At 47.1% G+C, this 13,231-nt stretch carries 11 protein-coding genes and 1 tRNA gene; 5 read left to right on the top strand and 7 right to left on the bottom strand.

Features of this window, described 5'->3' with window-relative positions:
- Positions 1 to 106 precede the first annotated feature (106 nt).
- Positions 107 to 182: transfer RNA gene (locus tag C8N47_RS18780), tRNA-Leu, on the top strand.
- A 195-nt stretch (positions 183 to 377) separates the two neighbouring features.
- On the opposite strand, the gene dacB is transcribed toward C8N47_RS18780, so the two are convergent.
- Positions 378 to 1,838, bottom strand: a complete 1,461-nt coding sequence (gene dacB / locus C8N47_RS13435) for a D-alanyl-D-alanine carboxypeptidase/D-alanyl-D-alanine endopeptidase (protein ID WP_170111396.1) — start codon at positions 1,836 to 1,838, stop codon at positions 378 to 380.
- A 244-nt stretch (positions 1,839 to 2,082) separates the two neighbouring features.
- Here dacB and C8N47_RS13440 point away from each other — a divergent pair, with 244 nt between their 5' ends.
- Positions 2,083 to 2,448, top strand: a complete 366-nt coding sequence (locus C8N47_RS13440) for a DUF190 domain-containing protein (RefSeq protein WP_107823094.1) — start codon at positions 2,083 to 2,085, stop codon at positions 2,446 to 2,448.
- A gap of 161 nt (positions 2,449 to 2,609) precedes the next feature.
- Positions 2,610 to 3,911 (top strand): phosphopyruvate hydratase, encoded by a 1,302-nt coding sequence (eno, locus tag C8N47_RS13445; RefSeq protein WP_107823095.1) that lies wholly within the window; start codon positions 2,610 to 2,612, stop codon positions 3,909 to 3,911.
- A gap of 120 nt (positions 3,912 to 4,031) precedes the next feature.
- Here eno and C8N47_RS13450 read toward each other — a convergent pair whose 3' ends face one another.
- Positions 4,032 to 6,320 carry a TonB-dependent receptor domain-containing protein gene (locus C8N47_RS13450; RefSeq protein WP_107823096.1) on the bottom strand — a complete coding sequence of 763 codons (2,289 nt, stop codon included), beginning with the start codon at positions 6,318 to 6,320 and terminating at the stop codon, positions 4,032 to 4,034.
- A 61-nt stretch (positions 6,321 to 6,381) separates the two neighbouring features.
- Positions 6,382 to 6,759: a hypothetical protein gene (locus C8N47_RS13455; protein ID WP_107823097.1), complete on the bottom strand. Its 378-nt coding sequence runs from the start codon at positions 6,757 to 6,759 to the stop codon at positions 6,382 to 6,384.
- A 131-nt stretch (positions 6,760 to 6,890) separates the two neighbouring features.
- Between C8N47_RS13455 and C8N47_RS13460 the strand changes: the two genes are divergently transcribed.
- Positions 6,891 to 7,355 (top strand): DUF4268 domain-containing protein, encoded by a 465-nt coding sequence (locus C8N47_RS13460; RefSeq protein ID WP_107823098.1) that lies wholly within the window; start codon positions 6,891 to 6,893, stop codon positions 7,353 to 7,355.
- 176 nt (positions 7,356 to 7,531) lie between these two features.
- Positions 7,532 to 8,815, top strand: a complete 1,284-nt coding sequence (locus tag C8N47_RS13465; protein WP_107823099.1) for an L-cysteine desulfidase family protein — start codon at positions 7,532 to 7,534, stop codon at positions 8,813 to 8,815.
- 954 nt (positions 8,816 to 9,769) lie between these two features.
- On the opposite strand, the gene tnpA is transcribed toward C8N47_RS13465, so the two are convergent.
- The 4 genes from tnpA to C8N47_RS13485 form a co-directional block, all read right to left on the bottom strand.
- The gene (tnpA, locus tag C8N47_RS13470; protein WP_107823100.1) at positions 9,770 to 10,234 is read right to left on the bottom strand and encodes an IS200/IS605 family transposase; all 465 of its coding nucleotides are present in this window, start codon (positions 10,232 to 10,234) and stop codon (positions 9,770 to 9,772) included.
- A 191-nt stretch (positions 10,235 to 10,425) separates the two neighbouring features.
- The gene (gene nuoE, locus C8N47_RS13475) at positions 10,426 to 10,929 is read right to left on the bottom strand and encodes an NADH-quinone oxidoreductase subunit NuoE (RefSeq protein ID WP_107823101.1); all 504 of its coding nucleotides are present in this window, start codon (positions 10,927 to 10,929) and stop codon (positions 10,426 to 10,428) included.
- Positions 10,930 to 11,012: 83 nt separating this feature from the next.
- Entirely contained in the window at positions 11,013 to 11,372 is a 360-nt protein-coding gene (locus tag C8N47_RS13480; RefSeq protein ID WP_107823102.1) for a four helix bundle protein, read from the bottom strand.
- A 94-nt stretch (positions 11,373 to 11,466) separates the two neighbouring features.
- The gene (locus C8N47_RS13485; RefSeq protein ID WP_107823103.1) at positions 11,467 to 13,218 is read right to left on the bottom strand and encodes an NADH-dependent [FeFe] hydrogenase, group A6; all 1,752 of its coding nucleotides are present in this window, start codon (positions 13,216 to 13,218) and stop codon (positions 11,467 to 11,469) included.
- Positions 13,219 to 13,231 lie beyond the last annotated feature (13 nt).

Below are 13,231 nucleotides of genomic sequence, written 5' to 3' on the forward strand. Positions count from 1 at the left end.
TTTCAGGGCGTGTTTGAGAGGGGTAAATGATACCGCTTTCTTCCTGTATCGAATCTCTAAAATTTATGCCTAAAAAATGAAGCTCCACAACTTTTGGGAATGATCCGCGGTTAGCTCAGTTGGTTTAGAGCATCCCGATTTAACATCGGGAGAGTTCGGGGGTTCGACTCCCTCACCGCCCACCCAAAGAGGAATGCAGAAAAGTGTTCCTCTTTTTTTTGTGCCTTTTGGAGAAGGTCAACTAGCCAGAGCGCTGAACCATCAAGAGGTTTTGATGCTATCGAGGGTGACACTCCGATAACTTTCGATAGCCAGGACAACAGGATATTTGAAAATCCGCGTGTGCCTTTGAGGGAGAGTTATTCCAATGTCTTCGCTCAATAATTCCAAGCTCTCATTTTTACCAAAAGCTTTTCAATTGCTTTTACAGCTTGCATTTGGCTGCAATCAAAGTTGTTGAGAATGATGCAGAACAAAATGTTTTTACCTTCTTTAGTTGTTAGTTGGCCGGCAAAGCTACGAACTCGGGTCATGCTTCCGCTTTTTACATACAGGCTGTTTTGTGGAAAGTTTGCTTCGTTGAGATACCACAAGGTGCCGTTGGGGGGCGTTGGTAAGCTATTGTAAAAGGCTTCGCTGTTGATGCTCGAATGCTTCATGTAATTCAAGACAAACACCATCTGTTGAGGCGTCAAAGCATTAAATCGCGACAGGCCGCTGCCATCTTCCAGAAATAGCGATTTCGTGTCCATCCCCTTACTTTCCCAAAATTCGCTTACTGCCTCCAATCCAGCTTTTGTTGTTCCCTTACCGGTGGTTTCGTAAGCAATTTGCTTCAGACAGTGCTCGGCAAACAGGTTCACGCTTTCGTGGTTTGTCACATCGATAATTTTAGCGAGTCGTGGCGATTCAATGGTGCTGATGGTGTCCGGTTTTACCTTAAAATCGTAGGTGCCGGTTAAAATTCTTCCATTAAATTGGATTTCAGACAGGGCTAGTTCCAGCATTAATTGCTCACCAACCAACATCGGAGGATTGGGGATTGAGGCCTTCACTTTAAAATCGCGTCGGTTCTTGGGGATCGATCCGCGAAGAACCCGACGGCTGTCGAGCGGGCTTCCAAAAACATAAGCATTGTCCCAGTTGTCATCCGACGAGATTACCTGATTATCGAAATCAACTTTTGGAAGTACCGGGCTTGTGTATTCAATTTTAGTTTGCTCGTTGGCCCGGGCGGGCGAGCTAAAATGAATCTCATAAGTATTGTCGTAGGCGCTTAATGCAAAGACACCGGCACCGTAATAATTGCCCATATCTTCCCAGATCCAGGTGTTTGGAATGCTTTGATCGTCGTAGGTTGAAAGATCGATGAAAATGTTGCCGGTAACCGCTTTGATGTTTAGGTTGCTGATTGCCTCGGCCCACTTGGCAACGAAGTTCTGGTAGGGGGTATAATCCTTGAAATATTTCGAGCCCAAGGCCGGATCGCCACCGGCAATAAGAACGATGTCGCCAAACAAGGTGTCGTTTTCAAGCTTTCCTGAATAAGTCAGGGTTGTTTTGAAGCGATAGCCGGCACCCAGCAGTTCCAGGGCTGTACTGGTGGTGATCAGTTTTTGGGTTGAGGCAGGTGTGATACTTAACTGTGGATTCGATTGGGCCAGAACTTTTCCGGTTTCGGCATCAATGGCATAAAAGCCAACGGTACTATGTTGCATTAAATCTTGTTGTTGCCATTGGGTGAGCTCTGTTTGCAAGTTGCTTTGTGCTTGTGCGCTCGTCGTTGCCCGGCTACTAATTATTAACAGGCAAACTGCGATTAGGAAGCGATAACTCATAGTTTTTTTCTTTTGTTGCCTTAAAAATAGTGAATCCTTCGATATGCGTTTGGTCGAGCTCATTTTATCGTTTTGTTCCGACCGGGACACAGGCACCCGGATTAGTTGTTTTTACTGGGGGCAACATTTTTTTCACGTGAACATGCTTGTTCTTCAGAAATAAGCTTTCAAAGCTTAAACCTGCTAAGCTTAAACGCAGTAAACAGATGGAGAGAGCTATTCAAAACAAATAAACTGCAAGGTCATGGAAGGTAAAATTAAGCTATTGAAAATCTATATTTCTACGTCAGATCGTTTAGGAAATCGGTTGTTGTACGAAGAAATTGTTCGTGAGGGCCGGGAGGCCGGTTTGGGAGGGGCAACCGTCTATCAGGGAATTATGTCTTTTGGAGCCAGTCATTCAATACATGGAGCCAATGTCGTGTTTCCAACCCACCAAATCCCCGTATTGATCGAGTTTGTTGATGAGGAGGAAAAAATTAATCGTTTTTTTATCCGGGCAAAAGAGTTGATTGACGAGTCGCAGAAAGGTGCGTTGGTTACTCTTCAAGATGTTGATGTTTTGCTCTATAAACGTGGCGCAAAGTATAATCAGTTCAGTAATTTTTAAGCCTGACTGCACTTCTTCATTGGGGTTAAATTTAAGTTATTCATTGGAGGGCTTTCCGTTAAAGTTTTAGGGATTTACTATATTTGTTGCGGCTTTTTAAAAAGCTGACTTTAATCAGTCTTAGAAGGTTATATATTAAGTTTAATTCAAAACCATAAATCATGTTAATTAGTAACGTTGTTGGTAGAGAAATCCTTGATTCTCGCGGAAATCCAACTGTAGAAGTGGAAATCACTTTGGAATGTGGCGCTAAAGGTTTAGCTGCTGTACCATCAGGTGCATCAACAGGTGAAAACGAAGCACTGGAATTGCGTGACGGCGACAAAGGTCGTTACCTGGGTAAAGGTGTTTTGAAAGCTGTTGAGAACGTAAATACAGTGATTGCCAAAGAAATCATTGGTATGGACGCCTCGAACCAAGTTGCTTTGGATGCCGCTTTGTTGGCTCTGGATGGAACTAAAACAAAATCTAAATTGGGTGCTAACGCCATGTTGGGTGTATCGTTGGCTGCTGCTAAAGCTGCTGCTGATGCTTTGGATGTACCTTTATATCGTTACATCGGTGGTGTGAATGCCAAAACATTGCCTGTTCCGATGATGAACATCATCAACGGTGGTTCTCACTCTGATGCTCCTATTGCATTCCAGGAATTCATGATTCGTCCTATCGGTGCTCCTTCATTCCGTGAAGGTCTGCGTATGGGTGCTGAAGTATTCCACAGCTTGAAAAAAGTATTGAGCAAACGCGGTTTGAGTACTGCAGTAGGCGACGAAGGTGGTTTCGCTCCTGCGTTGGACGGAACTGAAGATGCTTTGAACTCAATCATCGAAGCAATCAAAAACGCTGGGTACAAACCAGGTCGCAAAGAAGATGGTGGTGATGTTTCTATCGCTTTGGACTGTGCTGCTTCTGAATTCTTCACTGACGGAGTTTATGACTACAGCAAATTCGAAGGTGCTAACGGAGCAAAACGTACTTCTGAAGAGCAAGCTGCTTACCTGGCTGAATTGGTGGAAAAATTCCCGATCGATTCAATCGAAGACGGTATGGACGAAGGCGACTGGGACGGATGGGTTGCTTTGAACGCGAAATTGGGTGACAAATGCCAATTGGTTGGTGACGACTTGTTCGTAACTAACGTTGAATACCTGAAAAAAGGTATCGAATTGGGTGCTGCTAACTCAATCCTGATCAAAGTTAACCAAATTGGTACGTTGACTGAAACGTTGGACGCTATTGAAATGGCTCACCGCGCTGGTTACACTTCAGTAACTTCTCACCGTTCAGGTGAAACTGAAGATTCAACGATCGCTGACATCGCCGTAGCTACAAACTCAGGTCAAATCAAAACTGGTTCATTGAGCCGTTCTGACCGTATGGCTAAATACAACCAATTACTTCGTATCGAAGAAGAATTGGGTGCTGCTGCCATCTACGGATACAAAAAAGTATACAAGAAGTAATTCTGAATACACCATAAATTTGAAAGCCGCTTTCCGAAAGGACAGCGGCTTTTTTAGTTTTCGTGATTGAGGGCTTCACTGCAATTGAGGGCTTCACTTTAAGTGAAACCCTCAATCTGATTACAGGAAGTTAAATGCCAGGGCGAAATAGAAACTTCGTCCCGGGGAATACAGCGGACGGGTGGAACCGTTCATATTCCGGCTCAAATGCTCGTAGTAAGCTTCGTCCAGCAGGTTGTTCACGCCGGTTCGGAAGCTGATGGCCGGTGCAATCCGGTAGCTGGCTTTCAGGTCAAACACATCGAAAGCCGGTGTTTCGTTTTCTCCGTAGCTCTCCGCAATCCGGTCTTGTTTGAAGGAATGCCGGTAGCTGATTTCGGCCTGCAATTTTTGCTGAATAAAAGTTCCCGTCAGGCGGTATCGGAATTCCATCGGCGGAATCTCAGGCAGTGCTTCTCCTCTGTCTTTGTTTTTGCCGTAGGTGTAGGCTAGCTCCGCTTGCTGTTGCAAGTGCAGGCCAAACCGCTGTTTCCAACTCAATTCAAAACCACTGTGCTGGGCCTGATCGATGTTGATGTACTGTCGAACGCCGGGTGCAGAAGCCATGCGGGGGCTCAAATCTTCGCGAATTTCAGACGAAATATAATTGCCGATGAAAGCCGAAAAGGCGTTCAGGTTGATGTTGGTTTCCTCCGATTTCCACGATAAAACCAGGTCGATTTGCTTATTTGTTTCAGCCTTCAGATTCGGGTTGCCAACCAGCTCGTACGGATCAACGCCGATCGGGAAATAGTTGATGTAACGCTCGGCCAGTCCGGGGCTGCGTTGGGCCAATCCAAACCAAAGCCCCGTCGAAAAATGATTCGTAATTTGCCGGGTGCCTCCCAGGCTGAATGCGGGGTTCAGCAAATCCGATTTCAGATCACCATCATACAGATCCGCGAAGTTCGAATCCGGCTTGTTCGCTTTGGCGTGGTTTATTTCCAAACGACCTGAAAATACCAGTTGGTAACGATTGCCCGGAAGATGGTATTCGGCAAAAATGCCGCTTTTGCTGATTTGGGCATCCTGCCAAACATTATCGAACATTGTTTTTCCGCTCATTGGCCCCATGAGCATTGCCCGCTGGCGTTCGCCCTCGGCTTTTTCAACCCGTAGATCGGCACCTGCATACAGGAACGATTGTGCGAAATTGAATTGGAGCTCTGTTCTGCCGCCAAAATTGCGCGTTTGGGCAACTGTAATGGCATCTACCATGCGAGGATTCATGACTTTATCGTAGTTGTCCATCACGTGGTGCACCTTGGTGGCATAAAGTCGGGTCTCCCAATTAGTCAGCGAATGATTTGAAAATTGAGCTTGATGTCCTAGGTTGAAAAGCCAGGTGTCGTCCTTTCGAAGATCCATTGGTAGTGTCGGGAAATCGACATCTTTTGCGTGGTTATTGGCTATCATCGCGTTGATTTGCTGGCTGTCACTTGGTTTGAACCCCAACTTTCCACCGACATTTCTTCGGTTGAAGTTCGCCGGAACGGTTAAGCCGTCTCCATCTTCGTAGTCGTCGCCGGTGGCGTAGGAGCCAAACAGTTTCAGGTTGGCAAGCCGGTTGCTGAAGTTCACCAACCCTTCGTTGCGCGAAACAGCCCCGTTGGTTTCGTAACTGCTGCTGAGGCGCGCGCCGAGCTGGCTTTTGTCGGTAAACGCGAAACCAGCACTTTTAAAATTGACAGTTCCGCCGAACGCATTGCCGTAGCGCAGGCTGTAAGGGCCTTTCACCACTTCGGCCTGGTTAATCATGTTCATGGGCACCTGGCTCGACGATGGATCCATTCGGTTCGGGCAGCCGGCCGTTGCGCCTTGCACGCCGTCGATTACCAGATTGACCTGGTCGTATTTGAAGCCGCGGATGACCGGATCAAATCCGTAAGCGCCGCTTTTGCGAATGCTGGCAATCCCCATAAATTGGTCGAGCAAGTGCCCGGCGTCGTGTTCCAGGATATCTGCCGATCTGAAATCTTTGCTCGCCTTTTCACCGGCCGATTGATGTACTTGCAGGTAAACAACCGGTTGCAGCAAATGCGTTTGCGTTTCGATGGCGAGATAGCCAGCTTTTATGGCTTGTGCTACTTTGGCTGCACTGACTTCCTGCTTGCCATACTGCAGGTGGCTGATTATTAGTGTACTTTTCAGATCCGGCGCGATTGTAATAATTCCGTTTTCAGCCGAATTACCGCTTTGTTGACCGTAATGAAACCCGGCATTCTGAATGGCCACTCCGCTGTCCCGATCAATCAGGCGGAACGATGATGTTTGCGCCCGGCCAGCCCAAGTGAACAGTAAAAGTAACAGGCTTGTGAGCAGCACATATTTCTGCCCTTTCCGCTGAAAAGGCGAATGTAAATTCTTCATTTTTGATACTTCTTTGGTAAATATTGGGGATTGGATTTATTCCCTTTCGTTTAAAACGACATTAAAGAAGTGCTATTCGGGGAGGATGAAAAATGGCTTTGAGTGGTGTCGATGCGTGTGCGTATGGATACGGTTGGGGGTGGTCTTCCCAAACGGTCGGAAATAGTTTTGAGCTATCGGAACTTGACTGGAAATACTGAATTTCAATTTTTTTCAGTTGTATATCCGGCATTTCCGATTTTGTTTCCTGCTGTTTTTCCAGCTCTTTCTTCAACTGGCAGCAACCGTGGCAGTCCGACTCCGGCTTGTCTCGGTTTATGCACAAATAGGTTTCAATATAATCCTGATTAATTTTAAACGAAATATAAACAGCTGCTTCGGCCAGAATATGCCAGGCAATGGATGAAATAACAAGAAGGGCAGCTAGCTGTTTCCACATGGTTTATCGGTCAGATGATTTGATTCAACTCCATAGACAAAATTTACACGCTTTTGTTCAGCCAACGAAAAGCTGCTCACTATTTTTATAGTTGCGACGATTGCTCTATTTTTGCAGACCAATTTCAACAGATGTATTCGAGAGAAGAAGCCAAAAAACTGCGGAAAGATTTCTGGATCACTTTTGCCAAACGTTGCGAAATTGTTCCCGAACTGCAGCACCGTAAAAAGAAGTGGATTTTGTATGATACCAAGATCGGTGGACTGGATCTGAAGTTCGACATCGACCGGTTTGAAGCCTGGGTGATGATTGAGGTGAACGCGAAAAGTGAGGACCGCCGGCTTCAGATTTTTGAGCTGCTGGAGAAGTACAAAGTGATTCTGGAAGAGGACTTTGAAAACGGGCTGGAATGGGAACTTTGCTACACCCGCGAGCGGGGCGAAGAGGTTTGCCGTATTTATGTGATGAACGATGGCTTCGATATTCACCGCCAAAACCAGTGGCCCGACATCTACAATTTCTTCATCGACAATATGCTCGTGCTGGAGCGCAATTTCATGGAAATCCGCGACCTGTTGCAGGAAGAGTTGGGTTGAATAAAAAATCGAAATCGCCCCGTATTTAGGACGATCGTGCTGTTAAAAATCATTGTTTTCGATGGCGATAATCTCCTGCTTGCAAACTTCGTGAAAAAGGTCGCCCGAATCTGTAATAATCCCACATTTCGCCGACCTATGCGATTGTTGAATGATTAGATATCAAAATACCGGAAATGAACAGAGAAGATATTGATGCGATTTTAGCATTGATTAAAAAAGAAGTAGTGCCTGCAATTGGCTGTACCGAGCCCGTTGCTGTTGCCCTGACGGTTGCCCGGGCCAAAGAAGTGCTGGGCGAAAAGCCCCTGCGCTCCGAATTGTTTTTGAGCCGTAATATCCTGAAAAACTCCATGGGCGTGGGTATTCCCGGCACCGGAATGATCGGGCTGCCAATCGCCATTGCTCTGGGCATGGTGGTCGGCAAGTCGGAATACGGCTTGGAAGTGCTCAAGGATATGAACCCCGACGCGCTGGCCGAAGCCAAACAATTGGTCGATGACAAACGGACCTCGGTGGAGTTAAAAGAAGATGCGCCCGACAAATTGTACATCGAAGCACGCTGCTACGGCAAGCACAACAGCTCGAAAGCCATTATATGCGGAAGCCATAACAACATTGTTTATGTGGAGGCCAATGGTGAAGTGCTGCACGACGAATTTACCAATGGCAATTTCAGCCAGGTTGAAAGCAATGATGTCCGGTTGAATTTCAACAAGATTTACGACTTCGCGATGGAAACGCCACTCGACGACCTGCATTTTATGCTGGAGGCCGCGCGTTTGAATAAGTTGGCCGCCGAAGAATCGAAGAAGGGAACCTTCGGTCATTCGGTAGCCCGCGTGATCGAAAATGAGTCCTTCCGCCACGTAATGGGCAGCAGTATTTATAACCGTTTGGTGGCAGTCACAGCCTCGGCCTGCGATGTGCGTATGGCCGGTGCAATGGTTCCGGTGATGAGCAACTCGGGCAGCGGCAACCAGGGCATTACCTGCACGCTTCCGGTGGTGGTATTTGCCGAGGAGATGAACAAGCCGGAAGACGATCTGGTGCGGGCGCTGGCCTTGAGCCACCTGATGGTCATTTACATCAAACGCCGGTTGGGGCGTCTGTCGGCCTTGTGTGGTGTAACCGTGGCCGGCATAGGCGCAGCTTGCGGAATCACGCACCTGATGGGCGGCAACCGCGATCAGGTAGCTTATGCGGTAAAAAACATGATCGGCAACATTGCCGGTATGTTGTGCGACGGCGCCAAACCCAGCTGTGCGCTGAAAGTGTCGAGCTCGGTGTCATCGGCCACCTTCTCTGCGATGATGGCGATGGATAATAAAGTGGTGAGTTCGCTGGAAGGAATTGCCGACGAGGACGTCGATAAAACCATTAACAATTTGAGCGACATTGGTTCCGAAGGCATGAGTGAAGTCGATAAGATGGTGCTCAACATCATGCTGAAAAAATAGAAAATTTAATTTTAGGGTTCGAAAAGGGCTGTTCCTCCGGGGATGGCCTTTTTTTGCGTTTCAAGGCCTCCCTTGTTGGCGCGGGGCAGTTTCGGAAGCCGAAGCGAATTAATCGAAGACAGCATTGGATAGATTGTGCGATGCAATATAATACATGACTTCGTATATACCTAGGGATTCGATCTTTTCGAAAGATCGGATTCCTAGGTCCTCGCCGATTACAAACGGGCGCCAGCGAAGAGGGAAATTAGCTGTACCGGAAAAGCTCAATAGTCTTTTTTAAAAAGATACTTAGCTTTTAAAAAAAGATTATAGAGGAAATTTAAAACGCTCCGTATCTTTTGGGTAAAAGACACGCAGCATTTTGGTAAAAGATACGGAGCGTTTGGATGAAAGATACCGGGCATTTGGGTAAACCCTCCGCGGGGGTATAAATATGGGCGGTGCGCTACACCTCGTTGTTCTGGTATTGTATCAAATTAATTAAAAAGGCAATAGTCAGAAACTACTGCCTTTTCGGGAGGTTCTCGTCCAACGGGCTCGAACCGAAACAAATATAACGCTTTAGTGTCGGAAAATCAGAAGAGTTACATGGCCGAGTTGCTCGCAATGCGATTGGTCTGGAACAAATCCGGCGGATTTGAATGTTTATAGCCTTTTGATTGGCAATGAGGGATTCGACTCCGGTCGGAGTCGTATGCGAGTCATCAGATTCGATTTTTTTCTATAAACATGCGATGCCTCCGGCATCCTGTTGGCTTCACTGCCCCTGGTGCTGCGGGTCTGTGCGCCGTGCCTTGCTGTGAAAGAGTAAAAGTTTACCGTGCTGGGTAAGCTATTGGTTACAAATCGGCGGCAGCGGGGGGAGACATGAACCCCAATCGTTTAAAGCAGCAGCGCTGCGAGATATTTGTAGCCTGTAGTTCGGCGTATGGGTGAAGGTGCGGCGCACCGTTAATCATCAAAAAAATCAAACAAGTAGTTGTCGTTAAATTCGATATTGTTTTTATGCAGGATTTCAAGATATTCCTCTCTGAACGATTTTTTCTGGTGGTGTTTATCTTGATTTAGCACGTAGTTCACGACCGTGTCTATTTGTGAATGCGAATGTGTAAATGCCCCGTAACCTTTTTGCCATTCAAATTTATATTTCGACAAGCTGTTGTACTTTATCCATGCGTTACTCGAAGTTTTAATGCTTTCTACCAAATCGGGTATGAGTTGGTTTAAGTTATATCCAATGAAAATATGAATATGGTCGGGCATGGAGCCAATTGCCAGTAATTTATGATTGTTGTTTTGAATGATGCCGGTAATGTATTTTTCCAGGTCAGCAGCCCAGGTTTTGCCAATCAGGGCGTTCCTGTTTTTGGGCGAAAACACCAGATGAAAATAGGCTTGTGTGTATGTATTAGCCATGTTGTGATCATTTAGGATGTTATCTGTGAGCTATAAATATGACCGGTGCGCTGCACATTGTTGTTTTGATATTGTTCTATAATGCTACAAATTTGATTGGTGCGTTGCACCTTGTTGTTTGTGGTGAGACATGAAGCCCAATCGTTTAAAGCAGTAGCGCTGCGAGATATTTGTAGCCACTGCTGCACTGCCTACGCTGTTTGCACATTCACGCAGCCTTCCTGGTATTCAGCAATAATTTTGCTTACCTGTTGAGGCGATACGCGTCCGTACACTTTTTCGCCAACCAGAACGACTGGGGCCAGACCGCAGGCGCCTACGCATCGCAGGCAGCTGAGCGAGAATTTGCCGTCGGCGGTGGTTTGCCCAACTTCGATGCCCAGGTGGCGTTTAAACTCGTGCAGTACTTTTTCGCCGCCACGAACATAGCAGGCTGTTCCCATGCATATTGAGATCGGGTGCTCGCCTTGCGGAAGCATGGTGAAGAACGAATAGAACGTGACGACGCCGTACACTTTGGCTACCGACATGTTCAGCTCGGCGGCAATCACTTCCTGCACTTCGGCAGGCAGATAGCCCAGTTTGCTCTGAATCTGGTGCAGCACATTGATCAATTCCGATTCCTTGTTGCCAAACTGAGTACAAACCGATTTGATCAGTTCGATGGTTTTTTCTGCTAATTTTATTTTGGTCATGATGTTTCGTTTAAGTTGAAATGATGCTTTTATCTGAAGTCATTAATTGTCATTAGGTCATTTGTCATTCGTTGTTTTGCTTCTCAATTGCCTTTGGGGCCAATTGAATTGATGTAATTGTTTAGTTTGATTCCCAAAGTATCGTAAGATTTCATGAGTGTTTGGAATGTTTCTTCATCGATCAATTTCCGCCGATCGGCTTTGGTCAGCCATGTTTTGGTTTCAAACAGCGAACCTCTTGAAAAATAGAGGAAGTTCTTATGGTCTTTGTAGTAAAACCGTCCGAAACCCTCGCTGATATTGGCCGATATTGAATCGGCGGCCTCCAGAAGCTGTTGCCCGGTCGAAAACCTGTAAAAGTTGTCCCATTGCATAACAAGGGCGTGAACTTCATCAGCCAACTCCATCGATATTTGGTAAACCTGTAAATCTTCCAGTTTCATGTTAAGGTAGCTAAGCGTGACAATTATTGACTATTAATGACAACTAAATGACTATTGAATGACAATCAATGACAACGATTGACTTTTCCGGCGACTAGCTCCGGTCGAAATAGCCGGTATGCAGCAGGTGATGGGCTTTTTCGCTCATCGGTGCTCCCAGGAATTCTTCATAAAGCTTTTTGATGTGCGGGTTTTCGTGAGACTTCCGAAGTGTTTTGTTCTTGTCTTCGGAGTAGATCGCTTTTTGGCGTTTTTTCAGAATCTCCACATCGCCGTGGTGATATGGCTGGCCACCGCCGCCAATGCATCCGCCGGGGCACGACATGATCTCAATAGCATGGAACTCGCTTTTCCCGGCTTTGATTTCTTCCAGCAATTTCCGGGCGTTCCCCAATCCGTGGGCAATGCCAATGTTGATCGGAGTACCGTCGAAATCGATTGTTGCTTTTCGTAGACCTTCCATTCCGCGCAATTCGTGGAAATCGAGACGAGGCAATGTTTTGCCGGTTTGGATTTCATAAGCTGTCCGAACAGCTGCTTCAATCACACCCCCGGTTGTTCCGAAGATCACACCGGCTCCGGTTGATTCGCCCAGCGGCTGATCGAAATCTTCCTCCGGTAACGATTTGAAATCGATGTTCGATAGGTTGATCAATGATGCCAACTCGCGGGTTGTCAGGGCATAGTCTACGTCAGGATTTCCATTTGCGGCAAATTCGTCGCGGCTGCTTTCATATTTTTTGGCAACGCAGGGCATGATGGACACCACAACCAAATCTTCGCGTTTCACCCCGATTTTGTCGGCAAAATAAGTTTTGGCAATGGCGCCAAACATTTGCTGCGGCGAGCGGGCTGTCGATGGAATGTCTTTCAACTCCGGAAATTGGTGTTCGAAAAACTTCACCCAAGCCGGGCAGCACGATGTCAGGATCGGCATCTTCACCTCTTTGTCGCCAGCCAGGTATTTGCCCAAACGGCTCAGCAATTCGGTTCCTTCCTCCATGATGGTGAGGTCGGCAGCGAAGTCGGTGTCGAACACATAGTCGAACCCAAGGCGACGCAGGGCCGATACCATTTTCCCGGTAACTAGTGTTCCGGCTTCCAGTTCAAATTCTTCACCCAAAGCAGCACGCACGGCGGGAGCAGTTTGAACGATCACTGTTTTGGAAGGATCAGACAATGCCCGGATTACAGCGCCTGTTTCGTCAACTTCGGTTAATGCGCCGGTTGGACACACCGCCACACACTGGCCGCAATAGGTACACACCGAGTGGTCGAGGTTCATCTCGAAAGCCGGTGAAACGACGGCTTCGAAGCCGCGATTGATGGTTGATAAAACGCCCACAGTTTGAACCTCGTTGCACATGGTTTCGCAGCGTTTGCAGCGGATGCATTTGTCCATTTCGCGGATGATCGCAGGCGAAGTGTCCTCGCGGTAGTGGGTTTGTGCTCCCTGGTAATGAATTTCGCGGATGCCCATTTGGTGAGCCATGTCCTGCAACTCGCAATTGCCCGATTTGGCACAAACCAGGCAGTCGGCCGGGTGATCCGATAAGATCAGCTCCAGAATCGTGCGGCGGGCATTCACGGCACGCATCGAGTGGGTGCTGATTTCCATTCCGGGAGCTACTTCTGTACAGCATGCCGGCGCCAGGTTGCGGCGGCCTTTTACTTCCACCACGCAAACACGGCATCCACCGGGCTTGTTTTCAATATTCATGTCGTGCAGCTTCATGTGGCAAAGCGTCGGAATGTCGATGCCCACTTGTGCAGCTGCTTCCAAAATCGTCGTTCCCCTGGGAACTTCGATGTTTTTATGGTCGATATTTAAGGTGATTTTTTCCATGTTCAATCCTCTT

The sequence above is a fragment of the Mangrovibacterium marinum genome, from assembly GCF_003046625.1.
GTDB lineage: Bacteria > Bacteroidota > Bacteroidia > Bacteroidales > Prolixibacteraceae > Mangrovibacterium > Mangrovibacterium marinum.

Excerpts from the sequence above, each read along its gene's own strand:
- dacB (WP_170111396.1), bottom strand. The coding sequence starts at position 1,838 with ATGAGTTATCGCTTCCTAATCGCAGTTTGCCTGTTAATAATTAGTAGC.
- C8N47_RS13440 (WP_107823094.1), top strand. The coding sequence starts at position 2,083 with ATGGAAGGTAAAATTAAGCTATTGAAAATCTATATTTCTACGTCAGAT.
- eno (WP_107823095.1), top strand. The coding sequence starts at position 2,610 with ATGTTAATTAGTAACGTTGTTGGTAGAGAAATCCTTGATTCTCGCGGA.
- C8N47_RS13450 (WP_107823096.1), bottom strand. The coding sequence starts at position 6,320 with ATGAAGAATTTACATTCGCCTTTTCAGCGGAAAGGGCAGAAATATGTG.
- C8N47_RS13455 (WP_107823097.1), bottom strand. The coding sequence starts at position 6,759 with ATGTGGAAACAGCTAGCTGCCCTTCTTGTTATTTCATCCATTGCCTGG.
- C8N47_RS13460 (WP_107823098.1), top strand. The coding sequence starts at position 6,891 with ATGTATTCGAGAGAAGAAGCCAAAAAACTGCGGAAAGATTTCTGGATC.
- C8N47_RS13465 (WP_107823099.1), top strand. The coding sequence starts at position 7,532 with ATGAACAGAGAAGATATTGATGCGATTTTAGCATTGATTAAAAAAGAA.
- tnpA (WP_107823100.1), bottom strand. The coding sequence starts at position 10,234 with ATGGCTAATACATACACACAAGCCTATTTTCATCTGGTGTTTTCGCCC.
- nuoE (WP_107823101.1), bottom strand. The coding sequence starts at position 10,929 with ATGACCAAAATAAAATTAGCAGAAAAAACCATCGAACTGATCAAATCG.
- C8N47_RS13480 (WP_107823102.1), bottom strand. The coding sequence starts at position 11,372 with ATGAAACTGGAAGATTTACAGGTTTACCAAATATCGATGGAGTTGGCT.
- C8N47_RS13485 (WP_107823103.1), bottom strand. The coding sequence starts at position 13,218 with ATGGAAAAAATCACCTTAAATATCGACCATAAAAACATCGAAGTTCCC.